The sequence below is a fragment of the Chloroflexota bacterium genome, assembly GCA_034717495.1.
Taxonomy (GTDB): Bacteria; Chloroflexota; Anaerolineae; order JAAEKA01; family JAAEKA01; genus JAYELL01.
The window spans coordinates 1-26,411 of the sequence record JAYELL010000105.1; the positions used below are offsets into that span (position 1 = coordinate 1).

Here is a 26,411-nt window from a genome sequence, read left to right on the forward strand (position 1 = left end):
TGGCCAGTCACTGAAAAGCTACTGGCTGGAGTTACGCACTTGGCAAAATCCGGGTCAAATGACATCCTGAGCCTCGCCAGCACGCCAGCAGGCGGTGCGTGAGCTACGCCAGCAGGCGGTGCGTGAGGTCGGCGGTCCGGGAGGACTTCGAAGGGCGGCATTTGACCGGTTGGCACACTTCGATTGCTCCCTACGGTTGCACTCAGTATGCGAACTGCGTAACTCCAGTTACTGAGTTCCTGGCGCGTGTTTCGGCAATACGCTGTCTGGCCACGAGCTGCGGTTTACGAGTATGATCCATACTGCTTGATCGTCTCATACATAATAATGACATTTTCTACCGGTGTTTCCGGAAGCAAATAATCATGACTGGGCGAGGCGATGAAGCCACCGCCCGGCATCATGGTATCCAGCGTATCGATCGTCAGTTGCCGGGCTTGTTCACCTGTGCCCTCGATCAGAGCCTGGGTGTCGACACAGCCGAAGAAGGTGATGTCCTGGCCGAAATCCCGCTTGAGACCGCCTAACTCCATGCCGGCGGCGTAGGGCTGGATCGACTGGACGCCGTCCATACCGATCTCGATCAGGTCGGGCATGAAAAGGCGGATGGAGCCATCACAGTGCAGGACCACCAGTTTGCCATATTGGTGGCCCAGGTCGACGAAACGTGCTAAATGGGGCAGGATGAATTGGCGGAACAGGGGTGGACTGAGCAGGGGCCCGGTCTGGGCACCCAGGTCGTTGCCGATGAAAAAGATGTCAATTGCGTCGCCCGCTTCGAAGATGCGCCTGCTGACCTCCAGGTAGTAGTCGGCGGTGTAGGCCATCACCGCATCCACGATCTCCGGATTGTCGTACATCTGAAAGATCAGGCCATCGAAATCGAGAAGGTCGATGGCGTCATGCCAGAAGGGCGACCATTCACCGCCCAGGATAGCGTATTCGCTGCCCCACTGCCTGGCTTCTGCTTCGATCAGCGAGACATCCATCCAGTCGGGGTTGGGCCACGGGTATCTATGCATTTCAGCGAGGGTGGCGCCCTTAAGGGGATTCGTGAGCGGCATGCCATAGCCATAGCCGTGACGTTCGATATCGAAGGGTGAGCGCCAGGTGGCCCCGGGTGACAGCATCTGATCGGGGCTGCGTTCAGGTGGACCGGCGTAAGTGGAGAATACTCGCCGGAAGTCGTCGCCCAGGTATCTCAACAGCGCCTCGTCATCGGGCAGGTTCAGGAAGACGCGAGCCAGGTTTTTCCACTCTGGCGAAGCGCCCAACCAGCAGGGAACGTGGTCTGGTTCTGTATGATTGAAAGATGCCAGCACTCGTTCCTTGGATGTCAGTGTCATTATCGATCACCTCTTGTTCAGCCCATTTCAAGCGCTTCCGAAACGCTAGAATGTTTGGCGTTCCAGGGGGGACTCCTGGGTTACAGCGGCTGTGCCGTCGCCAGGCCGGTCGTAGCGCCCGTAACGGTGGACCGCTTCGATCATGGCTAAAAAGTTTTCGGGCGGAATGCCCTGCATGATGCTGTTGGAAGAACCGAGGACGTAGCCACCACCAGGCGCCAGTTTCATGCAGTATTCTCTGACCTTCTCGTCGATGGTTTCTTTTTTGCCGTAAGCGAGCAGGGCCACCGGAATATTGCCCACCATTGCGATCTTGCCCGCCCATTCCTGCTTCAGGGCGAAGATGTCGTTGGATTCAGGGGTAATAGGGTGAATGATGTCAATGCCTATATCGTACAGGCCTGGCAGGGCCAGGTCGATCTTACCAACGGTGTGAAATGCGACCTTTTTTCCCAACTCTTTGACCGGCAGAATCAGTCGCTTCATGCGGGGCGCAAAGATATCCTGGAACATATCAGGGTGGATGAGAAGACCCGAATTGTGGGCGATGTCATCGCGTACAAGGAAGAAAGCCAGATCATCGGCGAAACGATCGCAGACCGCCCGCATGATTCTGCTCTGATGATCCAGCAGGCGATCCATTAATTTCTCCAGAAAGGCCCGGTTGTCGTAAAACATATAGAGGGCATCGTTCATGCCCACGGCCAGCAATGCGCTGTCGAAAAAAGAGGTGAAACTGGCAACGACTCCGACCCCGGTGCCGTGAATTGCCCGCAAATAGCGCTCGAGATTATTGAGCTGTGCGGCCATTGAGCTGGGGGTCTCCAGATCATCCAGGTCGGCCAAACTCTTCACCGTGCCATCCACATAGTGTCGGGAGCCATCGGAGGCTGTCGCAAATACGTTGTTGGGGCGCCACGCGAAATCGCATACGACGGCGTCCATGCCGAGACGCTGGGCCAACTCCACTTGATCTTCCGGTGTCGCACCCTGGTCGCCGATGGTGCGATTGACGATTTGATAGTCCAGTTTACGTTCCAGGACATACTCGTAGACCGCCTGGCTGGTGATCCAGAACTCCAGATGAGGCAAGCGGTCGGCTTCCCGGTGCTGCAGGGCTGTCATCAAACGGTTGACGTCGGAGCGGTGATGGGGTGAAGGCCGTTGCCCCCGGCTGGATGACGAGAATGACAGATGGCCCAGGCCGTCCAGCGAAAGGTTCAACTCTTCAGGTTTGACGCGAGGCACGAACACGCTTTCGGAATCGGGGGCTGTCGTCAGGGGTAGACTAAGGCCAACCTCGTGCTCATCGTTCAGTTTGCTTCCGCAGGAATGGCGTATGATCAGCCGCGTCGGCAGGACCACGCGACGGGGCTGCAGGTTTGCCTCGGCTTCCAGCCGGCTCAGCAGCAACTGGGCCGCGTTGGTGCCGATTTCATAGACGGGTTGGACCGCTACGGTCAGGAAGGGGAAGAGTCGAGAGGTGTTGGGTAGATCGTCGAAGGAAACGAGAGCCATGTCCCCCGGAATACGCAGACCTCGGTTTGCCAGTGCATCGATGACCCCCATGGCAATGTTGTTGTTCCCTGCGAATATGGCGGTGGGATTGGCTCCCGAGTCGAGAATCTGCTCAGCCATGAGCTCACCCGAATGAATACGAAACTCGCCAAAAACGATCAGCTGTGGATCGACAGGGATTCCCTCCTCTGCCAGGGCGATTTGGTAGCCGGCAACGCGATCGGTAGAGGTCGACGTGTTATCGGGTCCCATGAGTGCCGCGATTTTGCGGTGGCCAAGCTCAATCAGGTGTTTCGTCAGCGCCCTGGCGCCTGCGATGGAGTCTCCACTAACGGTGTCCACATCCCAGTCGTCGATATGCCGATCGACCACAACCGTTGGGATGTTTCGGGTTCTGAGCAGGGAGAGGGTCTCGGGGTCAGAGGCGTATGGTGCTATGATCACGCCATCCACCCGCTGGGTGACGACTGCCTCCAGGTATCGACGTTGTTTTGCGGCGTTTTCGTCGGTATTGCAGAGAAATACCGAGTAGCCCTGGCTTTGCGCTGCATCCTCTACACCGCGGGCCACTGTGGTCCAGAAAGCGTTGGTGATGTCTGGTACCAACAGTGCCAGCGTGCGTGTCTGCCGCGAGCGCAAACTTCGGGCGACACCGCTGGGCACATATCCCATTTCCGCGATGGCCTGTTGCACCTTGGCTTCGGTGGCGGGACTCACGTTTCCCACATTGTTGAGAACCCGGGAAACGGTGACCGGTGATACGCCTGCTCGTTTCGCTACATCATCGATAGTCGCCACGACAGCTCCTGGCCAGACTGCAATTGCGTGATTGCATCAAACGATATCATGAAATCGTTTATCATTCAAGAAGCAGTATACGTTGACTCCGGCTATTTGTCAACCCGGTTTGCCTGAATGATGCTTAAATTGGATGATCAGCGCTCAGAAGTCAAATGGCTGCCCCCCCCCGGAACTTTGACGTAGGTCAATCGCTATGTTAAAATGGCGCAGCTTGCCGCCTGATCGTAGCCTGCACGAATCTACTTGCAGTTGTCAATGGCATCGCCAACTACCTTCTTGCAAAAATTCTGATCTGATGGGTTTGGAACTAACCGGCGTTGTCGCGTAGAAAGTGCAGCGCCGGTCTTCTTTGCGGTGAGCCGGTCGATGCCGCCGAGGAGCCACTCGCCACCGGTCCGGGTCACCGTTGTCAAAAGGATTGAAGATTGCGATTACCTAGTGTTGTTTTTGCCGTTGGCTTGCTGACAATGGCCCTGGTTGCGGGATGCGTGCCAACCGCTACAACACCCTCCGCGGCGGAGGCAACCGTGGAACCGACGCCAGCATCTGTCCCGGCGCCGGTTGTTCCCAGGAATGAGGAGCCATTCGAGCCAGCTGAGACCATGACTCCGGCCGCGGGCGCGTTGGACATTCCGGTCTACGGTTATCGGGTCATCAACGCATTTCCCCATGACCCCAACGCCTGGACACAAGGGTTGATTTTCGAGGATGGGCAGCTATACGAAGGAACCGGCCTGCGGGGACGATCTTCGCTGCGCCGGGTCGATCTTGAAAGTGGCCGGGTAGGCCAGATGGTGGAGATACCGGAGCCCTACTTTGGCGAAGGTATCACCGAGTTCGACGATCGACTCTTCCAGCTTTCCTGGCAGGAGAGCACCGGGTTCGTGTACGAGCAGGAATCCCTGAAACTGCTGGAAACCTTCACCTATGCCACCGAGGGCTGGGGATTGACCCAGGATGGCCAGCAGCTGATCATGAGTGATGGTACGCCGACCCTTCACTTCCTCGATCCAGACTCACTGGAGGTTGTGGATCAGGTGACGGTCACATTCGCGGGGGCACCGGTATCCCGGCTCAACGAACTGGAATACATAGAAGGGGAGATTTTCGCCAACGTCTGGCAAACCAATGTCATCGTCCGCATTGATCCCGATTCGGGAGAGGTGATCGGTGTCATCGATCTGAGTGGATTACTGGACCCGGAGGAGATCGATCAGCCTGCGGGCGTGCTCAACGGCATTGCCTACGATGACGAGAACGATCGTCTCTACGTCACCGGCAAGCTGTGGCCAAAGCTCTTCGAGATCGAGTTGATTCCGGAAGCCGAGTGAGGATTCTCATTTCGTGAACGGCGTTCTGGGCGTTTTCGCATATTTCATCTATTTCCCCGTCATCCTCATCGCCTGCTCCTACCTGACTCAATGGATATTCGGGTTGATCGAGGTGTCCTGGTTGGCGGCCTGGCTGCTCGCCATCACCACCGTATCCTTTCTGATGAACGGTTACGACAAGCTGATGTCGAAGGTGCTCACCGGTCTTCACCTGACTTTTTTGCCGCTACGGGTGCCGGAGGCCTATCTTATCTGGCTTCTAACCTTTCCGGGCGGAACAATAGGGACCGTTTTCGGTATGTTGATCTTCAATCACAAGACAGGACCCGACAGCCTTGAATACCGGATGCGTTTGATCCTGGCTCTGGGGCTGCAGTTCCTGGTGGTTGTTCTGATCGTCGCTTATCTGATCGCCTTCGGTGACCAGGCGATTGTGTTTCTGGAGGGTCTTGTCGAACGGTTGACCGGCTTTGTGGTTGCTGTGACCGATGGGGTGATCGATTTTATCTTCTGACCGCCGACCACTGACCGCCGACCGCCGACCGCCGACTTCTGACCGCGGTCTGTCGTCCGTCGTCTGCCGTCTTCTGTTGGTCGGTTACCAGGCCTGCTTCGCCAATGGCGGCATCGGCCCAATCGCGTCCCCAAATCTGGTTTTGGGCATAGCCGCTTTTTGGGCCATCAGTTCCTCGTATTCGTCATCTTCCACATAGGCAACGATTCGGGCAATGCTGCTCTCCCCATCCACGAAGCGCCAGGGGAAGCAGCCAATATTGACCCGTCGATTGAGCAATAGGTCGATATCGCCACCTACGCACTCCGCGTGGACAATGCCGAGGGGAAACATCTCGATGTGCATGAGCTGGTACTTGTCATCGGTGAAGATGTCAGCCAGTCCCCCGCCATACTTCTGCTGGAAGTGGGCTTCCGCCTCGCGGGCCTGGCGGGGCATCCAATTCCGGACAATGGTATTCATGGGATGGTCGGCACTGCCGCAATCCACACCCAGCCACTTGAGTTGTTTGGCCTGGCACCATTCAGCGAATTCGCGGTCGGGACCAGGATGTTTGACCATATAGGCTATTTCATCCGCTGTCGGCTGATCCCATCCGAAGTGGTGAAAGCCGGTGTGGATAATCAGGATATCCCCTTCACGTACCTCGACTCGCTCTTCGACCATGGCCGACGTGTAGATGTCATAATCGCCGGCAGCATCGGACAGATCGACGATCACGCCTGGGCCCGTGAGATAATCCATGTCCAGGCTGGCAATATCTTTTCCTGGGGTGTAGAAGTGAATCTCTCCATCCAGGTGGGTACCTAGATGATTTGAGTGGGTAAGCAACTGGCCGTTTGCGCCATTGGGGGCCAGGCGCTTGAAATATTTCAACTGCAATGGCTCGTAGGTAGGCCAGGCGGGTGTCCCAATACCCAGCGGGATCGTTAAGTCAATGAATTTCATCGTCAGCCTCCATGATTTTTTGCCAGCTGCCGCTGTCCAGTCGTGAAGCGATTTTCCCTTGAAGGTTTGTCAGCAGGCTGTCGTAGGCTTCTTTGGATTCAGAGTTCTCCAGCTCGCGTACCAGGAACAGGATCCAAAAAACTTGTTCCTCTTCGGTTTCTTTCAAGGCGATGAGGTCCGCAGTATCCTGCAGGGTGCCATCAATATCAGGATCGTAATAGGTGTCAGGCATGAGGTTGTTCTCCTGTGAGTTGGGTAAGAGTAAGTGGACGCCGCTTTCCCGGGTAACTTGCCTTCGCCGGTCAAGTCAATGGTAATCCACGACAACGACAGAGTCTGCAAGGTCCCGGATGTACGCCACGAATTCCTGATGAACCGGGTGGACCTGGTAGGACTCCATGTCTGCCAGGCTCGCAAATCGCGTAAGCAGCGCGACATCGTAGGCGCGATCGGACGGGACCACGTTGCTGCCAACCTCGATCTGCTTCAGCGATGGAATCTTTCCCTGCATGTTGCGCAAACGTTCGACGACCCCGGTAATTATTGCCGGACTCCTGTCTTTCAATCTGAACAGCACGATATGGGTTAACGGCAGGTCTGCGGTCGGCCCGGTTTCCCCAGAGTCCACTGGCTCCAGGGCAAGCCGCATGATAAGCTCTCCATATTCCTCAGCGCCGGTATAGGTAAAGCCAAGTTTCTCGTAAAAGGGTCCTGGGCTGCCTTGGCCTGGCACATGGCTCACCAGTAACTCGGTTGCCCCTGGACGGGTACAAACGTAATTCACCAGTTCGCTGACGGCTTTTCTGCCAAAGCCACGGCCTTGAAAGCGCTCGTCGATCATGAGGCGCCAGAGAAAATACTCAGGTGTGTTGGCATCATCGGATAGCATGATGAAGCCAACAGGCACGTCGTCGGCGTAAATCCCCCGAAACCAGGCCTTATCGGAGAAGTGGGCCTGGGCAACAGATCGTTCGTTGGAGGCAACGTAACGTTCCTGATTCGGAGCCACGTTCAGGGCCAGGATCGGACGCAGGGTTTCTTCCGTGATCTCGCACAGGGTGACGGTCGAGGCTGAATCTACTGTTAGTTGTTCGTCGCTCACTTCTATTTCTCATCCTTCAGGTGATCAGTCACATTGAGAAAATCCAGGCGGGCCGGGGGCGAAGGCTGCTCCTTGTCGTCCGTGCCGGGCAAGCTGAGTCTCGAGACCGAACCGCAGTCGATTCGAAGTCGGTAGTAGTGGTTTGCAGCAAGGCCCAGATAGTGGGCGATGATGCCTCGCAGGGGATCGGCGTGTGAAACCAGGATGACCTGTTGCTCGCCAGGTGACTGGCGCAGGCCTTCGACAACGGCCACGCTGCGCTCCTGAACCTCCAGGCCGGTTTCGCCGCCTGGAAACCGGAAAGTGGCAGGGCCCTCGTAAAAATCAGGCCATCGCGGATCATTGGCGATGATCTCATCCACCAGGCGTCCCTGCCAATCGGGCACCCTGGTCTCGGCAATCCCTTCATCTACCAGGACTGTTGGCACAGACTCGAACTGCCCGGCCAGGATCTGCGCTGTCTGAAGTGCTCGCCGAACGGGGCTGGAAAGCAGCACCACTGGATTGCCCGAAAGATGGTCATTGAACCACTGTCCGGTTCGTTGCGCCTCCCTTTTGCCTCGCCGGTCAAGGCTTACGTCGGACCAGCCACAGATCCGCCGTTGGTTGTGCCAGGAAGTCCATCCGTGTCGAACGAGATAAAGTGTCAGCATCAACGTCAGAATCCTTGTTGCCTGGTACTTGCGTGCAATGGGTTGAAATCAACCAAGGGGGCAGAAAGGGATGGTCCGTGAATCGCCGGGAGCGGCCGTCGCGGAAGCCGTTGCTGCGGGCTGGTGTTAGCCAAAAAAATCGTTATCCGGTTCGTCGAAGGCGGCCAGAAAACCAGCCAGCATATCGGATCCGGAGGTGGCGCCGCGACGCATGATCTCCGACGCTGCATGTCTAATCGGCACCGGGTCTGCGCTGCTCAGGGCTTCGAGAAGGTCGTGCCAGGGCTGCGACACAGCGCCAGTTGCGGCCATCTCGAGGAAAGCCAGGCTAAAATCGCTGGTCCTGCCGCGAGCGGCCTTGATCACCGTTTTGCCAACCTGCTCGGCCGCCAGGGGAACATCGCTCAATCCCATGGAGCCTACGGCGCGCAACCCGACCAGCCAACCGGCCAGCCAATCGTCACCGGCTGGCGTCAGACCTGGTCCCAGGCCGGCCAATCGCTGGGCGAACAGGGCAACAATGCTCATTTTCCCGTGATGGTACGCGTCCAGAAGGCCGTTGGTCAGGCTGGCTGCCTGGGCCTGAACGATTGTCATGGCTGGACGGCTACCAAAGGCACCCTGCACCTGCTTCTGTGGCTCCGACGCAAAGCTGGCGGTTGGTGCTTCCAGGGGAATGGTTTCGCGTAACCAGGCCAGGTTGGTACGCACGACGAACGGCCAGGCAGCCAGACGATTGAAGTCAGGAACCGGGTCCCAACTGATTGCCGCTTCCAGGTCGAGACGCCAGCCAGGTCCGAGATGCAGGCAACGGCCGTCGCCGGTGATGCGGCTGCCGCTGTCGATCAGTGCCAGGGCCTGATCACGACCGACGACTGCGTTCAAGGGACCGTCGCCGACCTTGTCGCTCACCAGGGCAAAGTGCTGTCCCTGTAAGGTCACCAGATTGCACGCCTCGGCAAATGCCGACTCGACCGTGGCTTCCAGTTCGGGGTCCAACAGGGTGGGTAGAATTGTCGCGCTGATCGATTTGAGGTGGATCATCAGATGTGATGGACATTCAATGCCAATTTCAACGGTTTGTTGCTACCGGGCGCGATTCTACCATGAGTGGAAGGAAAGTGCCAGCGTGTCAACCGGCGAGCAGAGCGAGCACAATCCCGCCCGCCAACACTGAACCGATCTGGCCCGCCGTATTTGCGCCCATGGCGTGCATCAGCAGATGGTTGTCGAAATCTTCTTCCTGTCCAACCTTCTGGACAACCCGGGCAGCCATGGGAAAGGCGGAAATGCCGGCAGCACCGATCAGGGGGTTGAACTTCCCCCCGGAGGTCGCGTACATCAACTTGCCGAAAAGCAGGCCTGCCACGGTGTCGAGGACAAAGGCGAAGATGCCCAGCAACAGAATCATCAGGGTTGTTACCTGCAGGAACTCACTGGCAATCATTGTAGACCCGACGGCCAGGCCCAGAAATATCGTGGTAACGTTGGCGATTTCGTTGCTGGCCGAATCGGCCAGTCGATCTACCACGCCCGACTCCCGCATCAGGTTTCCGAACATCAGCATGCCGATAAGAGGGGTTGCCAAAGGTACCAGGATTCCGGTGACCAGCGTGACCACGAGGGGAAAGAGGATGCGGGTCGTTTTGGACACAGGGCGGGATGTGTATGGCATTCGCACCTGGCGTTCTTTTTTGGTCGTCATCGCGCGCATGATGGGTGGCTGTATGATAGGTACCAGGGCCATGTAGCTGTAAGCTGCGACGGCAATGGGTGCCAGAAGATGGGGAGCTAGTTCGCTTGAAACATAGATCGAGGTTGGGCCATCCACCGCGCCGATGATTCCGATGGAAGCGGCTTCGTTCAGGTTGAAACCCAGCACCAAGGCCAGAAGCAGGGTTGCGAAAATGCCGAACTGTGCTGCGCCACCAAGCAGGACCATCTTGGGATTCTCCAGCAGAGGGCCGAAATCGGTCATGGCGCCGATTCCAATGAAGATCAGGAGCGGGAAAAGCTCGGTTGCGATGCCCACATCGTACAGCATGCCGAGAAGGCCGTCGGACTCGGTCAAACCGGTGAGCGGTATGTTGGCCAGGATAGCGCCGACGCCAATGGGCAGCAGCAGCACCGGTTCGTACTGTTTGGCGATAGCCAGGTAGATGAGCAGGCCACCGACGGCTATCATCAAAACGTTACCCAGTGTCAAGGCCGAGATACCGGCAGTAATCAGGCCAATGATGTCCGTGTTCATGCAAAGCCTCTTGGTTCTGGCTTGTCCGGGTCAGGAGAAGCGCACCAGTGGGTCGCCATAGGAAACCCTGCTTCCGGGAATCACTGCAATTTCAGCGATTTTACCGCTGCGTGGCGCTTTGATGCTGTTCTGCATTTTCATGGCTTCCAGCACGCAGATCTCATCTCCCCGTTCGATCTCGTCGCCCACTTTCACGCTGAGTGACAGAATGGTTCCGGGCATCGGCGCATCGACACTTTGCACGCTCTGCCGTTCCTCCTCAGACAGGTGAGGTCTGGGAGGCAGCGGCGGACGACCGGTCCCTGGAACGGTTGTATGTTGACTGGGATCGGCAGGGACGAGCTCCGGTGTGACCGTCGCCTCCGCGGCGGCTCCCTGCCATTCGACGTCTACCTCGAAATCCTTGCCGTTCACTTTCACTTTGATGGGGGAACGTTTTGCGTCCTCTACCTCGACCAGGTAGGTCGCATCGCCGACATTGACACGAAAACTTCGCATGGTGTCATCCTCTCGCCGTTTCGTCTGACCGCCGACCGTCGACCGCGGCTGCTTCTACGCTGACCGCCGCCTTCGTGCTCCATACCATCGCCGCGTCGCCGTGTCACCGCGTCACCGCGTCACCACGACGCCGTGTCGCTGACCGCCGTTTAGGGTTCTCGTTTCGGGTGCCCGGGCTGCCATGAATGTAATTTGCGACCAAAACCGACGGCCGCCCACCTGGTGAGGGTTGGTGGCAGGCGCCAGGGAATCGACTCCTCGATCTCCTGTTCCGTGCGCAGAATGGCGAACGCTGCAGCGATGGCCGCCATTTCTTCGGTCGTGGGCAGTTCACCTCCCGGCGCAACACGCGCCGGCGCCCGGGCATCGGAAGCAGGCTCTTTGGAGGCCGACCGGCCCATTTGCCAGGCAGATAGTCTGCCCATCAGAACCATGATTCCCCATAGCAGGATCAGGGCCGCGAAGACAAGGCCCATTCCTATTACGGTGATCTTCAATCCTTCGAAAAAGGTTGTATCCATGTGTTTCTGTAGTTCAACAGCTCTCCAATGGCAGGCGAAATCCCGAGTCGGTTGAGCTCGCGCTAAACGGGGCTCAAGCCATGTTTTTTGGGCGGGTTGGTTGCCACCTTGCCCCGCAGGATCTCCAGGGCCGCTATCAGCCGGGGCCGTGTCTCGCGCGGTTCAATGATCTCGTCGATCTGACCCATATCCGCTGCCACATACGGATTGAGGAATTTCTCCCGATACTCCTGGATGAATTCCGACCGTGCAAGGGCTGGATCCTCGGCCGCCGCCAGTTCACGGCGGTAGAGAATGTTCACAGCGCCTTCAGGTCCCATCACAGCGATCTCGGCGCTCGGCCAGGCAAAGGCCAGATCGGAGCGCATTTGCTTGCTGCTCATGGCAATGTAGGCACCGCCAATGGCCTTGCGGATCACGATGGAAATCTTGGGAACCGTGGCTTCGCAATAGGCATATATGACTTTGGCACCGTGCCGGATGATTCCGTGATGCTCCTGGTCGAGCCCGGGCAGATAACCGGGACAATCGACCAGGGTAACTACCGGTATATTGAAGGCATCACAGATTCGCACGAAGCGGGCAATCTTATCGCTGCTGTCGATATCAAGAATCCCCGCCAGATAGGCGGGTTGATTGGCAACAAATCCAACTGAGTAGCCGTCCAATCGTCCAAAGCCCACGATGGCATTACGGGCATAATAGGGTTGGATCTCGAAGAAACTGTCCCGATCGACGATCATATCGATCACCTGCCTCATATCATAGGGCTGGGTGTCCTCATCGGGAATAATCTGATTCAAGCCGTCGTCCATGCGATTGGGGTCATCATAGGGTTCCACGCGCCGCGGATCTTCTGCGTTGTTGGGCGGCAGATAGGTCATGAGCTGTTTGACCTGGAGAAAAGCCTGCTGTTCGGAGTCTGCCAGCAGATGGGCGACTCCACTCTTGGCGTTGTGTACCACGGAGCCGCCCAGATCGCTGAAGTTGATCTCCTCGCCCGTCACGGTTCGGATGACATCAGGACCGGTGACAAACATGTAACCAGTTTTGCGGACCATGATGACGAAATCGGTGAGGGCCGGCGAGTAAACGGCGCCACCGGCACTGGGTCCCAGCACAACGGAGATCTGCGGGACGACGCCGGAGGCCATCACGTTACGGGTGAACAGTTCCCCGTAGGCCGCCAGGCTGCGCACCCCTTCCTGGATTCGCGCGCCGCCAGAGTCCACGAGACCGATGATCGGTATACCGCTTTCCAGGGCCACATCCATGATCCGACAGATCTTGTTGGCTTGCACCTCGGAAAAGGAACCGCCCAGTACCGTGAAATCCTGGGCGTAGATAGCCACCTTGCGGCCTCGGATCGTGCCGAATCCAGCAACCACGCCATCGCCAGGATACTTTTTGTGTTCCATGCCGAAGTCGGAGATATTATGGGTCGCAAGAGCACCCAATTCCTGGAAACTACCCTCATCCAGGAGGGCTGCCAGACGTTCGCGCGCGGTCAGTTTTCCCTTGGCATGCTGGGCATCGATGTTGCGCCCGCCCCCTCCTTCAACAGCCTTGTGCCTGAGCTTGCGAAGTTCGCTGATTTCAGAGTGATCTTCGTTCATCGCTGCCCTTCCTTGATAAACTGTTTGAAGAGTCTTGTCCATGGGCTTGCCGGGTCTTCAAAGTGTGCGTCCACTTCCTGCTTTGCCCGGTGCTACCCCGTGTGTTATAATCGCGTTCATGGAGAGGTCGCATAGTCTGGCCGAGTGCGCGCGTCTCGAAAACGCGTAGGGCTAATTACCCTCGAGGGTTCGAATCCCTCCCTCTCCGCCTGTTGGCATCCGGGCTCCGCTCAAGCGGGGCCTTTCGATTTATGGTGTGCTTTCAGGTAATTGGAAAGCATCGTTTGACCCCATTGTAGCATCTTGATATCACCGTGACTATGACCTAGCTCATACTCCTGCCAATCTGTGGCTGATTTTGTTAGCCATCCCCTGCAGTGGTATAATGCAGGCCGTCGTGGAGAGGTCGCATAGTCTGGCCTAGTGCGCGCGCCTGGAGAGCGCGTATCCCTTTTAGGGATCGAGGGTTCGAATCCCTCCCTCTCCGCCATTGTTCGACGAGCCGGCATCGTGGATGGTGCCGGCTCGTCGATTCCATCGATCCATTTACTTGCCACTGGCATTGACCTGCGGTAAAATGCTCATGGTCGTGCTAGACGGGGCGGTAGCGGCGCCTTGTAACCCGAAATCCGCTATAGCGGGGTTGAATTCCCCTTCGGAGGGCTGACGGCCACCGGGACTGCCTGGCTAAGCGGTATAGAAGGCTGGGTCCTGTGCGGCGCAGGCCTGTGAACCTGGTCAGGACCGGGAGGTAGCAGCCATAAGCGGCAACCTGTGGGTGCCACGGGAGTGCCTGGCTGGAGCTGGCTGGTCCGGTAAGCCGGTGGGCGCAGTTCGAAGAGGGGTGCACGGCCAGTTCTAATCCTCTTCTGTTCATGGAAGATAATCCAGAAGGACGGACCACGGCGGTCCGTCCTTTCGATTTTCTGGTGCCATTTTTCAGTGGACACCGATCGTTTTCACCGAGACATGGTCCCTGATAGCGGAACTCAGGGGGGAACCGCTGGTTTCCAGACGTTGACCATCCCTGGCCCGGTATAGACCAACAATCAATTGATACTGCCCGACAGGCGTTGATGCGGGCACATCCAGCCGATGGGTGTCTCTCACCAATTCTCCCGCCAGCCAATTCGAGGTCGGGTAACGCCCGCCGACAGGCTGCTCCTCCACACTGGCTACGACCTGTCCCTCCTCCGAAAGTAGCTGTACGACTACCACCAGCCTCTCTCCCTCCAGGTTTCGGTTTGCCTGCCAGAGAAACGAAACCGGCACGCTGTCTCCGGGGCTGATGGCGGTTGCAGGTGAACTGGCTTCCACCAGGGTGAGGCCTTCGAATTCGACCCCACCGGCCGGTGGTTTGGGCAAATGAGCCGGGCGATACACCTCAACTGTCCCCAGGGTGACCTGATCGGCGGATGCCTGCACCCCAGCCGTGACGGTTAGCGGTTGACCCGTCGACGGATCGTAGACGACGATCGCCAGGGAATACTGGCCGGGCGGTGTTCCGGGTGGAATATGGAGTCCAAGGGGCTGTGCAATCGCCAGATCTCCAGCCTGCGAGAGCAGGTTACCGCCCAGGGGTTCGTCTTCAACTGCCCATACCATGCCAACCTCGTCGACCAGGCGGGCTGAGAGTGCGACCGGCTGTCCCGCCTGCTGCGGCAGCTGAAGGAATCGCAGGGGACCGGTGTACAGCCTGGTTCCCGATTCTGTCCTCAGTGCTACTGGCGAGGGATCGGCCGCCATGGCCAGCCAGTCATCGAAAACAGCCGTGGGTTCCGGCGGAAAGTCATCTTGAGTAGCAGCCGATTGCCAGTTTTGGACCCGCAGAAACGCCTCGCCGTTGTAGAGCCGGTCGTCGACGGGGATCCATTTACTGGAAAGCTGCGAACGCACCAATCCATCGGGATCATTTACGGTGTCATAGATGCGGTACTGCCAGAGTCGATCGAAAGTCCGGGAGACCAGATCGAGCTGATCCCGCATGAGTTCGGAGGGTAAAGCGTAGAAATCGGAGCGGGGGTCGCCCCAGCCCAAATCGGGATTTCCATCCAGGTGTCCGGTCTGGAGGATGACAGCGCTCTGTTGAAGCTGAGCGTCGTTGGAGTGATCGGCTGTATAGTCACTGAGACGGCCGCGCCATGCGATCGAAGCGGGCCAATACGTCAATAACGGGGGATAGGCATAGCCGGCATTGACCAGGATTGCATCGCCGGGCCGCCACCGTTCAGCCAACTCGCGAACTGCGGTGCGGTGGTCGTCAGAGGCAAAACCGGGGTCGGACCAGAAATCCTTCAGCGACCAGGCAGATCCCAACACGAGCAGCGCGAGCATGCCAGCGGCGATCCACCTGCCCGCCGGTTGGCGCCACAGAGCGACGGCGTTCAAGCCCATGGCGAGTAGCAGCGCGAAGACCGGCCAATAGGTGAAAAGATAGCGGACGTGGTATAGTGGCGTCAGCAACGATGCGAGCAGAATCAGGAGCCCCGGACCAAAGGCTGCCACCAGAACCAGGGCGGTCGCCAACTTGTGGTCGCTTTGATTTGAACCTGGATTTTCCCCAGCTGCCTCACCGGTCCCTTCGCCCGAATGCAGCACGCCAAAACCAGCCAGTGCGGCCAGGATTACCAGTCCCAGTGTGAGCAGAAGCAAAGGCCAGAATAATCCCGGATCAGCTGATTGGCCGAAGCTCAATCCTGTCCAGCTCTCAATCAATGCCTGGCCAAACCGGGGGGCGGTCCGCCATGGCGGCACGGGGGGATCAGTGGCCGGGCGCCAGGCCACAGGCAACCAGGGGAGATAGAGCAACGCGGCCCCAAGCTGGGAAATCACCCAAATAACCAGGGGTCTCCAACCATTGCCCAGATGCGTGTCAGGAAGGTCCATGGAACGCGTCCGGTTCGAAGTTGGAAACGCCCGCCAGAGCAGCAATGGGATCAGCAACAGGTTGACGCTGATCAGCAGGAAAGCAAAGTAGTAGAGGGTATACATGCCGGCGGCGGCTGCCAGCGCATAGATGACTGCCGGCCAGGCAAGAGCGCCTGGGGTTCGTTTGCCGAAGAGGAAGGGAATGGTGGCCAGCAAGACAACGATGCCAAGACTGGCGCCCAGGGTGTACATGCGGACTTCCTGGCTATACCAGATGGCGAAGGGAGAGATGGCCACGAGCAAGGCGGCCAACAGACCGATTCTCCCTCTCAGTTGCAGCCTGCGCGCCAGCAGCCAGATCAATGGAACCAATAACACCCCGAAGAAAAGGGACAGGAAGGCCGAAGAAAACTCCAGCCGGTACCCCGTTGTGCCGGCCTGCCCGGTGGGGAAGCCGGTAAGCGCTAGCCAGGCCCGGAGCAAGAGATAATAGCCTGGCGGGTGAATATCGCGGGCTGTGTGTCCGATCAGAGCGCCGACCGGTTTGCCTGCCAGAAAGACAGACACGGTCTCGTCGTACCACAGACTATCCCTGCCCAACTGAATCAGGCGCAGGGCAAAAGATCCCAGGGTGATGGCGGCCAGCAGGAGGGCTTCCTTGAAGCGGCCAGCAGGAGGACGCGTGGTCATGACGCGATGGTATCACCAAGTCTGGCGAAAGGCAAACAGCTGTTTCTTGGCGGGGGGAACACAGAAGCCGCCCCTATGGGCATAGGGACGGCTCTGCGGGGGGAGGGGCAATCTGGATGTGAGCGGGTGATGGGGTTCGAACCCACGACTCTCGGCTTGGGAAGCCGAAGCTCTACCACTGAGCTACACCCGCAGTTATGCTTTCATTATACCAGCTTGGGTGGTAGTGTCAAGGAGAATTTCGATCTCATTCAATCGACTCGGCGTCATCCGATATCTCGGTTGAGTCGCCAGGTTGAGCACTGCTGCGAAGGTGGGGGAAGAGCAGCACATCTCTGATCGCCGTGCTATCGGTAAACAGCATAGCCAAGCGGTCGACGCCGGTGCCAAATCCACCCATGGGTGGCATGCCGTAGCTCATCGCCAGGATATAATCTTCGTCCATCGGATGACGGTCCTCGTCGCCGGCGGCGTAGATTTCCTGCATCATTTCCATACGTTCCCGCTGATCCACCGGATCATTCAGCTCGGTGAAGGCATTGCCCATTTCCAGGCCGGCAATGAAGAATTCGAAACGTTCCACGGTGGTGGGGTCATCCTGGCTCTTTTTGGCCAGGGGACTGATTTCGATGGGGTAGTCGAGCACGAAGGTGGGTTGAATCAGATTCGGTTCGACGTAGTTGCCCAAAAGGGAGTCGATCAGTTTGCCGCGGTTCGTGGTAGATTCCGGTTGGTGGCCTCTGGCCTTCATCGCTGCAGCCAGGCTTTCCGCTGTCGAATACCCGGCGTAGTCAATGCCGGCATGTTCAATGATTGCATCGCGCAGGGTGACGCGGCGCCAGGGAGGCGCCAGGTCGATCTCCTGTCCCTGGTAGGTGATGGTCGTGCCGCCTGTCAGTTCGCGGGCCACGTGCGCGATCATTTCCTCGGTGCGTTGCATCACGCCATGATAGTCGGTGTAAGCCTCGTAGAATTCGAGCTGGGTGAATTCAGGATTGTGCTTGAGGCTGACACCTTCATTGCGAAAGTCGCGGCCGATCTCGTAGACGCGCTCGTAGCTGCCAACCAGCAAACGCTTCAGGTAGAGCTCAAAGCTGATCCGCAGATAGAGGTCCTGGTGGAGCTGGTTGTGGTAGGTCGTGAAGGGCCGTGCGGCTGCACCGCCGTAGATCGGCTGGAGAATGGGCGTCTCGACTTCCAGAAAGCCATTGGCATCCAGGTACCCTCGCAGGGCGCTGACCAGTTTGGCGCGCGTCACAAACACCTCGCGCACCTCTGGGTTGACCATCAGATCGACATAACGACGACGATAGCGGGTCTCCACATCCTTCAAACCATGCCATTTATCGGGCATGGGCTCCAGGCTCTTTGAAAGGAGCTGGAGGTGCTTAGCCTCGCAGGAGATCTCTCCGGTGCGGGTGCGGAACATTTTACCGGAGACGAGGATGAAGTCCCCCAGGTCGATCAGTTTCTTGAAGACCGTATTGTAGGTCTCGACTCCCAGGGCATCTCTCTTGGCAAAGATCTGAAGGCGTCCGGTGCCATCTTCGATATGGGCAAAGGAGGCCTTGCCCATGATCCGTCGGCTGACCAGCCGGCCGACAACACAGACTTCGACAGAAGGGGATTGCTCGCCGGCTGCTTCCGCCTGTTGGAAGGCCTCGATCGCGCCAAGACAGGTGTGCGTGCGCTGCTCGTCCAGTCGCGGTGGGTAGGGATCGACGCCCAGCGCTCTCAGCTCATCAAGTTTCTCAGTTCGGACGCTCTCGCGATTTTTATTAGTCTGCGACATGGAGGCCTGGCCTTTCACATAGATAAGCGCCGCGACCGGGGTCGCGGCGACAGAAAAGGAAAACGGCAGCAAGCATCGCCGTGAGGATCAGTTGATACCGACGATCTCGAACTCCAGTTGTCCGCCAGGTGTGTCAACCGCGACAGTGTCGCCGACTCTCTTTTCCATCAACGACTGCCCCATGGGGGATTCGTTGGAAATGCGCCCGTTGCTCGGATTGGCCTCCGCCGACCCTACGATCATGTAGGTTTCGTCGTCGGAATAGCCGACTTCACGTATCGTGACCGAACGGCCCAGACCAACCTGGTCGGAGGGGGAGTCTTGATTCTCGATAATCACCGCATACTTGACTTTGCGCTCCAAATCCATGATACGGCCTTCGAGGAAGGCCTGTTGGTTCTTTGCCTCGTCGTAGCCGGCGTTTTCTGAAATATCGCCATCGGCCTTGGCGTCCCCAATTTTCTGGGCGACGTCGGCCCGACCCTCGGTACGCAGATAGTCCAATTCTTCCTGCAGCGCCAGCAAGCCTTCTTTGGTGATGTAGACAGGTTTTGGTTTTCCGTTTGCCATAGCGTTTTGAATTGACCTCGATGAATTGGGATGTTGCCTTTCCTCGACTGGAGGTGTATTGTCGTAACGGCACCACCTGCATCCAACAAAGCCCGGCACTCGCAAAAGTGCCGGGTGAAACTAACTTTTCGGTTTCTGATTGGAATGTTCCCATCTGAAAATGCAACAACTGAGAGCCGCCTCTCAGTTGTCCCTCAGACGGACCTATTATACCGCAAAACCTGGCAGATGCAAACTTGGCACCCGGTCACTCGAATTCACCGGCCAACAGAAACTCGCAGGCTGGTGATCAATCCCCGATTATTCCCCTGAGTCTATCGACGAAAGTCGGGGGAGATTGGGTTATCGATCGCTCAGGTTCTTCAGGTTCTTCGGGTTCCGTCTCAACAGTTCCGGTCTGAGCTTCCTGCTCGGGCCCGACATCGACTTTCTGGAGGGGGCCCGGTTCAATTTTGCCCACCGGACGCCAAAGGCGTTCCGCGTATTGATCGCTGTTGGTGGCTTCGGCGATCTGCTCGGCGTATTCGGTCAGCGCCTTGCCTACCAGGTCTTCGCCGACCTGCCTCGATGGTCCGAACACTGCCCGGACCTGGCTCTGAAACTGCCTCGCGGCCACTATCTTGCGATCCAGTGCTGCCCGGTTGATGGCTACGACCTCTGGAATCCAGCTGCCGGTCTCGTGCTCTGCCAGCACGAAGCCCAGGCTGTCCTGATCGCGTATTACCGAGGGATAGTCCTCGTAGAACAGGACGTTATAATCCTGGTTATGCAATATCAGCGCGGCATCACGCACCAGTTGATGATCCACGTGATGACCGATCGCAAGGGATGCATAGAGGACACAATCGGTGGGTGCCGGCGCCAAGGAGGCAAAGACCTGAGCCAGCTCCATGGCCAATTCCGATTCCTCCGCGGCGACCGGCCCGTAAATGGCCTCTTCGCTGTCGTACAGCCAACGTTTTCCCTGGGCATTTTTCCGGTAGACGCAATCAAGGTAGAGTCCGGGACGCCAGGCAGCCTGAAGAATGTCAAGCGCGTCCTGGTTCTCCTTCCGGCGCCCTTCCACAGAGTCCTGGGGCGCGCCAGGTTGTGAATGAATAGCCCTGGCAAACGGGGAGAGCGTCTTTTGGCCGGGCACGCCAGCGAAGACGGTGGAGACGATAACTGTTTTTCCTTCCAGGGTGCGCTGTGCGATTTGTCCCCCGCAGGAAAGAACAACGTCGTCAAAGTGGGGAGAGAGATAGATGTGCTGGACTGGTGACACGGTTTTGCTTCCTCCACGATGCATTGAAACGGGATTTTCGTGGTCGGTCAGAGTATAACACTGGCTGTTGTGTAGGGCAAGCGCGCCCCATATCTGAACAAACCGGCGACTGGCGGCATGAAATAATCAGTAAACGTTCAAAGGAAAACGAGTAGAACAAGGAGGCCTGTCATGCGAACCCTCGTAATCTTGCTTCTGTTGGCGCTGTTGCTGCCCACTGCCCAGGCAGCGGCCCAGGAGCCCTTCTTTTCGCCGCTGCCAGAACCGGTTCCGCCGGTAGACGATCTGGTTCCGACGCCCCGCCCCATGCTGCTGGAATGGCCCGGTCCGGTCCGGCTGACCTACTACCACGTCAACGTTGAAATAGACGATCAGATTGCCACGACCCACATCAAGCAGAATTTTTTCAACGGGACCAACACCCCGCTTGAGGGTACCTACATCTTTCCCCTTCCAGAACAATCGGCGATCTCTGAATTCAACATGATCGTGGATGGACAACAGGTTGAGGGTGAGATCAAACGAAAGGAAGAGGCCAGGGCGATCTATGAGGAGATAGTTCGGCGACGACGAGACCCGGCGCTTCTGGAATATGTGGGACGTGATCTCTTCCAGGCCCGCCTGTTCCCCATTCCGCCCGGGGGCGAACGCCAGATTGAACTGACCTACAGCCAGGTGCTACCGATCGAGAACGGGCTGGTCCGTTATGCATTTCCCCTGGGCAGAAACCCGCTGGTCGGTGGTCGTCAGAGCATTGTGGATCAGCTGGCGATTTCCGCCGTGATCGAAAGCAGTACACCCCTCAAGACCATATATTCTCCCAGCCATCCAATTGTCGTCCACCGGGAAACCGACTACCGGGCCATGGCAGGCTACGAGGAAAACAACGCCTCGTTGACCTCAGATTTTCAGCTCTACTTCGGGATCGACGAAAACGATATAGGCGTCAGTCTGTTCAGCTATAAGCCAGAGGGCAAGGATGGGTTCTTCATGATGCTGGCAGCCCCCGGTGTGGAGATCGACCCGGAACAGGTCGTGGCGCGCGATATCCTTCTGGTGCTGGACACAAGCGGGTCCATGCAAGGGGCCAAAATCCATCAGGCGCGCGACGCGTTGAACTACGTGCTTGAGCGCCTCAATCCTCAGGATCGTTTCAATATCCTGACCTTCAGTACCGGAGTACGCCAGTTCGAGTGGGATCTCCAGCCGGTCGACAGGATCGACGACGCGCGCCATTTCGCCAGCCAGGTGTATGCCGAAGGGGGTACAAATATCAACCAGGCCCTCGCTCAGGCTCTTTCGCAAACCGATCCATCGCGGCCCACGGTGGTGATCTTTCTGACCGATGGTCTGCCCACCCAGGGCGAAACAGACCCGCGCACTATCATCGGAAACGTACGCCACAACGCCGATCAGAACGTGCAGATCTTTACCTTCGGCGTAGGTGATGATGTGAACACGGTGCTGCTGGACACCATTGCCCAGGAGAACAGCGGCACCAGTGCCTATGTGCGACCCAACGAGAGCATCGATGAGGTCGTATCGGCATTTTACGCCAGGATCGCAACCCCGGTCCTGACCAATCTCGCACTGGACTTCGGCAGGGTATTCGCCGAAGATCTTTACCCCTATCCCCTGCCCGACCTTTTCGCCGGAGAGCAGTTGGTGCTTGCCGGCCGTTACCGGCAGGGCGGCCCCGTGGATGTCACCATCACGGGCATCGTGAATGGCGAAGCGGCCAGCTTTACCTTCGACGACCTGATGCTACGTGAAGAAGGAGGGGAGCCCTTCGTGGCCCGTCTATGGGCGACGCGCAAGATCGGATATCTGCTCAACGAGATCCGGCTGCACGGTTCCAATCAGGAGTTGATCGACGCTGTGGTGGCGCTCAGCTCCAGGTATGGCATCGCGACCCCCTATACCTCCTTCTTCGTGCCGGAACCAACCTTCGCAGGAGCGGCGCTGGATGGCCGTGTCCAACCGCTGGGCGCACCCTCCCCCACCCGCCTGCGCCAGGAGGTGGCCCAAGGAGAAATGGCGCCGTTGGAGAGCATCGTCGAGCTTGGAAAATCCCTGGCCCAGCAATTCCAGTCGGCAGCGGTGGAGATGCCGGAAGCGCCGGCTTCTGGCGCGCTGGCTGTAGAGGAAAGCGAAGCCCGCGAGGCCTTACGGTCTGCCGATACCGTGGCAGAGTCGCGCGCCGAGGAAAGCGGTGTACGCCACGCGCTGGACAAGGCCTTTGTCGCCCAGGGTGGACGGTGGGTTGACACCACGTTCACACAGGATGTGGTGAAACAGGAATTGATCTTCGGAAGTCCGCAGTATTTCGAGTTGCTGGCGTCCCATCCTGAATGGTCGGCCTACTTCGCGGTGAGCCCAAACCTGATCGTGGTGCTGGAAGAAATCGTCTACGTGGTGACCGACGCAGGAGAGACTCTCAGCGGAACGATGATAGTGGAGGATCATCCAGCCAATGGAACGGCCGGAATATCTGACGGGGCATCAATGGATGGGGCAGGGCAAACCGGCGCAAGCGATCTGCCCTCTGCTGAGACGGTTGCGGGCCAGAATCCCCTGTGTGCCGGTCCGGCAGCGGGTCTCGGCACGTTACTGATGACCTGCTTCTTGATTAAACGCAGGCACTTGTAGGTACTGGCATGGTTCGTTCAGCGCCGATTGAATACTCAAGCGCCTCGATGAGATGGGTGGCGAAACCCGCTGAACTTGCTGCACAGGCAGCATTCTTAGCCCAACTGCATCGCACTGACAGCGTCGAGGAGTGGCTAGCCTACGTCATCCGAGAACGCGTGGAATTGGAAGAAGCGGCCTTCATTGAAATGAAGCAAACGTTGGCAACTCAGGTTGGTTGAGATGCTTGGTACGACATCGGCGAGGGTGGGCCGCTTGCGCTGCCTGACAAGGCTTGCAGCCGACGCGAAGCGCGGCTGAAGCGGCCGTTAGGCAGCGCAAGAAAAACGCGGTATAATTGAGGCAACAGTGTTTCGCGGAGGTCGTTTATGAGTTGGCAAGATGACATTGTCGTTGATCCCACAATTTGTCATGGAAAAGCCTGTATCAAGGGTACGCGCATTATGGTTTCGGTTATACTCGACAACCTCGCTGCCGGTCTCTCTCCCGATGAGATTCTGCAGAGTTACCCATCCCTGAATCGTGAGGCGATACAGGCTGCTAATACCTACGCTGCCGAGTTGGCCCGCGAGCGTGTTGTAGCTATTCCGGCATAGACAACGCCATGTAATTCAAGATTGATGAGAATCTGCCAGTTGAGGTAGGCGATTTACTGCGCCAGGTTGGCTATAATGCCGTTACTGTCCTCGAGCAGCACTCGGGAGGCTAGGAGGTGTGCCATGCAAATGCGGCGTTTTTGGGGAATCCACGAATCAGGTAGACGAGTGATCCCAGACCGATTTATCAAGTTGGCAGCCCTCGCTCTGTTGTTGTTTGCGGCCACCACCGGGCCAGGCCCAATTGCTCAGGCACAGCAAGAGGTTTCCAGCTATGGGCTGGCCAAGGTGATGAGCGGTGTGGCCGGGCATACTGGCCCTTATTGGGAGGAGATGATTTCCATCGAGTCTGTGGAGGCCGACGCGACAGGCGGTGAGATCCGCCTGCAAGTCCGCTATAGTGACACCTGCACTGAACTGTATCAATTCCGCTGGGCATTTGAAGGGGACATCACGCAACTGCGCCCGGGCACAAGCTTTACCACAACCGGAACCGGGGCAATAGAGGGAGCGGCCTGTGGGGAAGTGGACTATGACTCTTTCATGAATATCATGGGCCTTGATGGCGTTCTTCCTTCTCCTCTCATACAGGATACTAGCACCCTGGGGGAATACGATACGATGGGTTCGGTAGGGCGCATATATGCGAAAGGGGCCGCAGACACCTATCGTACCAGCGGGTCAGGAAAACTGAGAGTAGACAAAAACGCTGGCCACGACTATATTGCCTTCCAGTTGTCCATCTACGCCGGCACCCCCTATTCCTTGGACCCACCCACGATCTATGGTCCACCGGAGGCGCAAACCATGTATTACGATGTCGTCTATCTCTATCAGGCGAACTGGCAAGGAGAGCCAGAAACGATTTCGCCCGGTTCGAGCACTGGCGGCAGCGAGGGCAGTGGCGGCAGCGACGGAACAGGTTCTGGCACGGGCGAGGGTGGCGGCAGCGGTGGAACAGGTTCTGGCACGAGCGAGGGTAGCGGCAGCGGTGGAACAGGTTCTGGCACGAGCGAGGGCAGCGGCGGAACGGGTTCCGGCACGGGGAGCGGCGGTACTGGCTCGGGATCGAGTACCGCTCCAGGCAGTGATTTCCCGCCGCCGCCATCTGGCTCCTCGGAACCGGCTGCGGTCGACCGTATGACCCTCCAGGCAGGGCAACGCCGCGTGGCGGCCGGCGATTTCGTTTACGTGCCGGTCTGGTTGGTCAACGGGGCCAATGTCGCCAACATCAACTTCAGCATAGGCTATGATGCCGGCGTCGCAGCGCCCGAGGGCGACCTAATCAAGGGCAATCTGCTGGCTAATGCGCTCTTCAGCAGCAACTCCGGAGAGCGAGGGCTGATCAGGGCCGGATTTGCCCAAACGAGCGGCGTCAACGGCACAGGCACGGTGGCTTACATGCCGTTCCGCGCAATCGGTCAGCCGGGCGATCAGACAGTGCTCGATGTGGGAGTCAGCACCATCAACGACTCCAGTGGAACGGTGTTGACGATCGACCGCATTGATGGGGCCATCCTGATCGTCGGCCCAGACGGCATGCTGCCGGGCGATTGCGACGGCGACGGGGTACTTACCGAGCTGGACGCCCTGTGCGCCCTGCAAATGTCGGTGAGGCTGATCCCCGAACGCCCGACTCTGGACGTGGACGGTGATGGCCAGGTAACGTCGCGCGATGCCGTGGTTATTCTCCAGGGCGCGGTCGGGAAAAAATAGGACACAGGTTCGCTTTGCAAGGAGATTCAGAGATGCGAAGACGATACTCTTACCTGCTCATTGCCTGCCTGGTATTGGGTGCCGCTCTGCTCAGTGCCTCGATCAGCCTGGCCAACTCAGTCACCGTTCGCGTGGGATCAGCGGAATCTGCGCCAGGCAGTGAAGTGGCCATACCAATCACTGTTGAGGGCGCGTCCGGTATTGGCGCCCTGCACCTGGAACTCATCTATGATGCAGCAGTCCTGGAAGCCACAACGGTAGAGAGGGGCCCCTTGCTGGGAGACAATGTCCTCCTTGATTTCAATGCGTCCGAGCCGGGCAGGCTGGTTGTCGGTCTCGTCAGCCTCGACACCATTGAAGGGGATGGCACCGTGTTGATGACGCACTTCACCGTGAAGGGTAAAAAGGGGCAGAGTACCCCGCTCCGCCTGGAGAACACGAAAGCGTGGGTCGGCAAAACCCATCTGGACATCCTCGTCACAAGCGAGGGAGGGGAATTCACGGTGAGTCCGCCGGCGCTGCCTGTGTCATTACCGCTCATCCTGGCCCTCCTGGCAATTGCATTGCTGTTCGTACTGCTGATTTTCCTGCTTCGCCGGCGACGGAAACCTCAGCCCGTTGTCCCAGCGCAATACGCTCCGCCGCCGGAGGGGGTGTCATCGGTTCCGCCGGCACAACCTTCTGCTGGCATACGCAGCTTTTGTCCTAACTGCGGCACGCCGCGAGAGGCTGGAAGCCAGTTCTGCATCAACTGTGGGCAGCGCCTGGAGGATTGACGGGAAAGGCCGCATATAAGGCCACTCGCCGACCTGCCGTGTGGGAAACGGCAGGTCGGCTCTGACAATGGTGAATCGGGCTGGCAGTCTCTTCGTTGCCGGCCCGATTCGTTCGCGCTTGCGGCCATCTGACAAGCCGGCGGGGCCGGCACGTTGCCAAACCCGCCACGTCGCCACCAGCTTTTCATCGTGCGTTCATCGAAGCCAAAGGCCTGCACAATGGCTTGTACTGGACAACCAAAGGCCAGCAAGGTGAGCACCAGCATCACGGTTTTTGCGTCGGTACGCAGTCGGTAGAACAGGGTGTCCTTGGTGGCACTGAAAGTGCGATCGCATTCATGACAAAGGATTGCCCGGAGAATCGGGATTACAATTTTGGAGTGAATACCAT

The 26,411-nt window shown here is 58.0% G+C and carries 21 protein-coding genes, 3 tRNA genes and 1 other RNA gene; 9 read left to right on the forward strand and 16 right to left on the reverse strand.

What is annotated here, in order from left to right:
* Nucleotides 1-284: 284 nt before the first annotated feature.
* Nucleotides 285-1,346, reverse strand: a complete 1,062-nt coding sequence (locus U9R25_18690) for a uroporphyrinogen decarboxylase family protein (GenBank protein MEA3337925.1) — start codon at nucleotides 1,344-1,346, stop codon at nucleotides 285-287.
* 45 nt (nucleotides 1,347-1,391) lie between these two features.
* On the reverse strand, nucleotides 1,392-3,662 hold the full coding sequence (locus tag U9R25_18695; protein ID MEA3337926.1) for a substrate-binding domain-containing protein: 2,271 nt from the start codon (nucleotides 3,660-3,662) through the stop codon (nucleotides 1,392-1,394).
* Between the two features lie 428 nt (nucleotides 3,663-4,090).
* On the opposite strand from U9R25_18695, the gene U9R25_18700 reads away from it, so the two are divergent.
* Together U9R25_18700 and U9R25_18705 are read left to right on the forward strand one after the other, a co-directional pair.
* Nucleotides 4,091-4,996 carry a glutaminyl-peptide cyclotransferase gene (locus U9R25_18700; GenBank protein ID MEA3337927.1) on the forward strand — a complete coding sequence of 302 codons (906 nt, stop codon included), beginning with the start codon at nucleotides 4,091-4,093 and terminating at the stop codon, nucleotides 4,994-4,996.
* A gap of 13 nt (nucleotides 4,997-5,009) precedes the next feature.
* Nucleotides 5,010-5,510: a DUF1294 domain-containing protein gene (locus tag U9R25_18705; GenBank protein ID MEA3337928.1), complete on the forward strand. Its 501-nt coding sequence runs from the start codon at nucleotides 5,010-5,012 to the stop codon at nucleotides 5,508-5,510.
* A gap of 84 nt (nucleotides 5,511-5,594) precedes the next feature.
* Here the strand turns inward: U9R25_18705 and U9R25_18710 are convergent, their stop codons facing one another.
* The 9 genes from U9R25_18710 to U9R25_18750 form a co-directional block, all read right to left on the reverse strand.
* Nucleotides 5,595-6,458 carry a cyclase family protein gene (locus tag U9R25_18710; GenBank protein MEA3337929.1) on the reverse strand — a complete coding sequence of 288 codons (864 nt, stop codon included), beginning with the start codon at nucleotides 6,456-6,458 and terminating at the stop codon, nucleotides 5,595-5,597.
* Complete coding sequence (locus U9R25_18715; GenBank protein ID MEA3337930.1) at nucleotides 6,445-6,690, reverse strand: hypothetical protein; 246 nt, start codon at nucleotides 6,688-6,690, stop codon at nucleotides 6,445-6,447. Before U9R25_18715 ends, U9R25_18710 begins: the two co-directional genes overlap by 14 nt.
* A gap of 75 nt (nucleotides 6,691-6,765) precedes the next feature.
* Complete coding sequence (locus tag U9R25_18720) at nucleotides 6,766-7,560, reverse strand: GNAT family N-acetyltransferase (protein MEA3337931.1); 795 nt, start codon at nucleotides 7,558-7,560, stop codon at nucleotides 6,766-6,768.
* A 2-nt stretch (nucleotides 7,561-7,562) separates the two neighbouring features.
* Nucleotides 7,563-8,213, reverse strand: a complete 651-nt coding sequence (locus tag U9R25_18725; protein MEA3337932.1) for a histidine phosphatase family protein — start codon at nucleotides 8,211-8,213, stop codon at nucleotides 7,563-7,565.
* Between the two features lie 126 nt (nucleotides 8,214-8,339).
* The gene (locus U9R25_18730) at nucleotides 8,340-9,257 is read right to left on the reverse strand and encodes a DUF2877 domain-containing protein (GenBank protein ID MEA3337933.1); all 918 of its coding nucleotides are present in this window, start codon (nucleotides 9,255-9,257) and stop codon (nucleotides 8,340-8,342) included.
* A gap of 88 nt (nucleotides 9,258-9,345) precedes the next feature.
* Complete coding sequence (locus tag U9R25_18735; GenBank protein MEA3337934.1) at nucleotides 9,346-10,464, reverse strand: sodium ion-translocating decarboxylase subunit beta; 1,119 nt, start codon at nucleotides 10,462-10,464, stop codon at nucleotides 9,346-9,348.
* Nucleotides 10,465-10,494: 30 nt separating this feature from the next.
* Nucleotides 10,495-10,962 (reverse strand): biotin/lipoyl-containing protein, encoded by a 468-nt coding sequence (locus U9R25_18740; protein ID MEA3337935.1) that lies wholly within the window; start codon nucleotides 10,960-10,962, stop codon nucleotides 10,495-10,497.
* 149 nt (nucleotides 10,963-11,111) lie between these two features.
* Nucleotides 11,112-11,483 carry an OadG family protein gene (locus tag U9R25_18745; GenBank protein MEA3337936.1) on the reverse strand — a complete coding sequence of 124 codons (372 nt, stop codon included), beginning with the start codon at nucleotides 11,481-11,483 and terminating at the stop codon, nucleotides 11,112-11,114.
* A gap of 62 nt (nucleotides 11,484-11,545) precedes the next feature.
* Complete coding sequence (locus U9R25_18750) at nucleotides 11,546-13,099, reverse strand: acyl-CoA carboxylase subunit beta (GenBank protein ID MEA3337937.1); 1,554 nt, start codon at nucleotides 13,097-13,099, stop codon at nucleotides 11,546-11,548.
* A 120-nt stretch (nucleotides 13,100-13,219) separates the two neighbouring features.
* On the opposite strand from U9R25_18750, the gene U9R25_18755 reads away from it, so the two are divergent.
* The 3 genes from U9R25_18755 to ffs all read left to right on the forward strand — a co-directional run bounded on the left by U9R25_18755 (nucleotide 13,220) and on the right by ffs (nucleotide 13,951).
* Nucleotides 13,220-13,307 (forward strand) — tRNA-Ser (locus U9R25_18755).
* Nucleotides 13,308-13,498: 191 nt separating this feature from the next.
* Nucleotides 13,499-13,589, forward strand: a tRNA-Ser gene (locus U9R25_18760).
* 97 nt (nucleotides 13,590-13,686) lie between these two features.
* An RNA gene (gene ffs / locus U9R25_18765) (signal recognition particle sRNA large type) lies at nucleotides 13,687-13,951 on the forward strand.
* Between the two features lie 87 nt (nucleotides 13,952-14,038).
* Here ffs and U9R25_18770 read toward each other — a convergent pair.
* The 5 genes from U9R25_18770 to U9R25_18790 all read right to left on the reverse strand — a co-directional run bounded on the left by U9R25_18770 (nucleotide 14,039) and on the right by U9R25_18790 (nucleotide 20,283).
* Nucleotides 14,039-16,657: a hypothetical protein gene (locus U9R25_18770; protein MEA3337938.1), complete on the reverse strand. Its 2,619-nt coding sequence runs from the start codon at nucleotides 16,655-16,657 to the stop codon at nucleotides 14,039-14,041.
* Nucleotides 16,658-16,778: 121 nt separating this feature from the next.
* Nucleotides 16,779-16,850, reverse strand: a tRNA-Gly gene (locus U9R25_18775).
* A gap of 54 nt (nucleotides 16,851-16,904) precedes the next feature.
* Entirely contained in the window at nucleotides 16,905-18,449 is a 1,545-nt protein-coding gene (gene lysS / locus U9R25_18780) for a lysine--tRNA ligase (GenBank protein MEA3337939.1), read from the reverse strand.
* A gap of 87 nt (nucleotides 18,450-18,536) precedes the next feature.
* On the reverse strand, nucleotides 18,537-19,019 hold the full coding sequence (greA, locus tag U9R25_18785) for a transcription elongation factor GreA (protein ID MEA3337940.1): 483 nt from the start codon (nucleotides 19,017-19,019) through the stop codon (nucleotides 18,537-18,539).
* A gap of 289 nt (nucleotides 19,020-19,308) precedes the next feature.
* A complete protein-coding gene (locus tag U9R25_18790; protein MEA3337941.1) occupies nucleotides 19,309-20,283 on the reverse strand; it encodes a PIG-L family deacetylase in 975 nt (324 codons plus the stop codon).
* Nucleotides 20,284-20,454: 171 nt separating this feature from the next.
* Here U9R25_18790 and U9R25_18795 point away from each other — a divergent pair, with 171 nt between their 5' ends.
* The 4 genes from U9R25_18795 (at nucleotide 20,455) to U9R25_18810 (ending at nucleotide 26,020) form a co-directional block, all read left to right on the forward strand.
* A complete protein-coding gene (locus tag U9R25_18795; protein ID MEA3337942.1) occupies nucleotides 20,455-22,932 on the forward strand; it encodes a VIT domain-containing protein in 2,478 nt (825 codons plus the stop codon).
* 368 nt (nucleotides 22,933-23,300) lie between these two features.
* Nucleotides 23,301-23,528: a DUF433 domain-containing protein gene (locus tag U9R25_18800; GenBank protein ID MEA3337943.1), complete on the forward strand. Its 228-nt coding sequence runs from the start codon at nucleotides 23,301-23,303 to the stop codon at nucleotides 23,526-23,528.
* A 168-nt stretch (nucleotides 23,529-23,696) separates the two neighbouring features.
* On the forward strand, nucleotides 23,697-25,244 hold the full coding sequence (locus U9R25_18805) for a cohesin domain-containing protein (GenBank protein ID MEA3337944.1): 1,548 nt from the start codon (nucleotides 23,697-23,699) through the stop codon (nucleotides 25,242-25,244).
* A 32-nt stretch (nucleotides 25,245-25,276) separates the two neighbouring features.
* The gene (locus tag U9R25_18810) at nucleotides 25,277-26,020 is read left to right on the forward strand and encodes a cohesin domain-containing protein (protein MEA3337945.1); all 744 of its coding nucleotides are present in this window, start codon (nucleotides 25,277-25,279) and stop codon (nucleotides 26,018-26,020) included.
* The last annotated feature ends 391 nt before the right edge of the window (nucleotides 26,021-26,411 follow it).

Bases quoted from the DNA above. Each gene is read 5' to 3' on its own strand.
- greA (MEA3337940.1), bottom strand. From the start codon at position 19,019: ATGGCAAACGGAAAACCAAAACCTGTCTACATCACCAAAGAAGGCTTG.
- U9R25_18715 (MEA3337930.1), bottom strand. From the start codon at position 6,690: ATGCCTGACACCTATTACGATCCTGATATTGATGGCACCCTGCAGGAT.
- U9R25_18810 (MEA3337945.1), top strand. From the start codon at position 25,277: ATGCGAAGACGATACTCTTACCTGCTCATTGCCTGCCTGGTATTGGGT.
- U9R25_18750 (MEA3337937.1), bottom strand. From the start codon at position 13,099: ATGAACGAAGATCACTCTGAAATCAGCGAACTTCGCAAGCTCAGGCAC.
- lysS (MEA3337939.1), bottom strand. From the start codon at position 18,449: ATGTCGCAGACTAATAAAAATCGCGAGAGCGTCCGAACTGAGAAACTT.
- U9R25_18770 (MEA3337938.1), bottom strand. From the start codon at position 16,657: ATGACCACGCGTCCTCCTGCTGGCCGCTTCAAGGAAGCCCTCCTGCTG.
- U9R25_18740 (MEA3337935.1), bottom strand. From the start codon at position 10,962: ATGCGAAGTTTTCGTGTCAATGTCGGCGATGCGACCTACCTGGTCGAG.
- U9R25_18745 (MEA3337936.1), bottom strand. From the start codon at position 11,483: ATGGATACAACCTTTTTCGAAGGATTGAAGATCACCGTAATAGGAATG.
- U9R25_18795 (MEA3337942.1), top strand. From the start codon at position 20,455: ATGCGAACCCTCGTAATCTTGCTTCTGTTGGCGCTGTTGCTGCCCACT.
- U9R25_18690 (MEA3337925.1), bottom strand. From the start codon at position 1,346: ATGACACTGACATCCAAGGAACGAGTGCTGGCATCTTTCAATCATACA.
- U9R25_18725 (MEA3337932.1), bottom strand. From the start codon at position 8,213: ATGCTGACACTTTATCTCGTTCGACACGGATGGACTTCCTGGCACAAC.
- U9R25_18800 (MEA3337943.1), top strand. From the start codon at position 23,301: ATGAGTTGGCAAGATGACATTGTCGTTGATCCCACAATTTGTCATGGA.
- U9R25_18730 (MEA3337933.1), bottom strand. From the start codon at position 9,257: ATGATCCACCTCAAATCGATCAGCGCGACAATTCTACCCACCCTGTTG.
- U9R25_18710 (MEA3337929.1), bottom strand. From the start codon at position 6,458: ATGAAATTCATTGACTTAACGATCCCGCTGGGTATTGGGACACCCGCC.
- U9R25_18735 (MEA3337934.1), bottom strand. From the start codon at position 10,464: ATGAACACGGACATCATTGGCCTGATTACTGCCGGTATCTCGGCCTTG.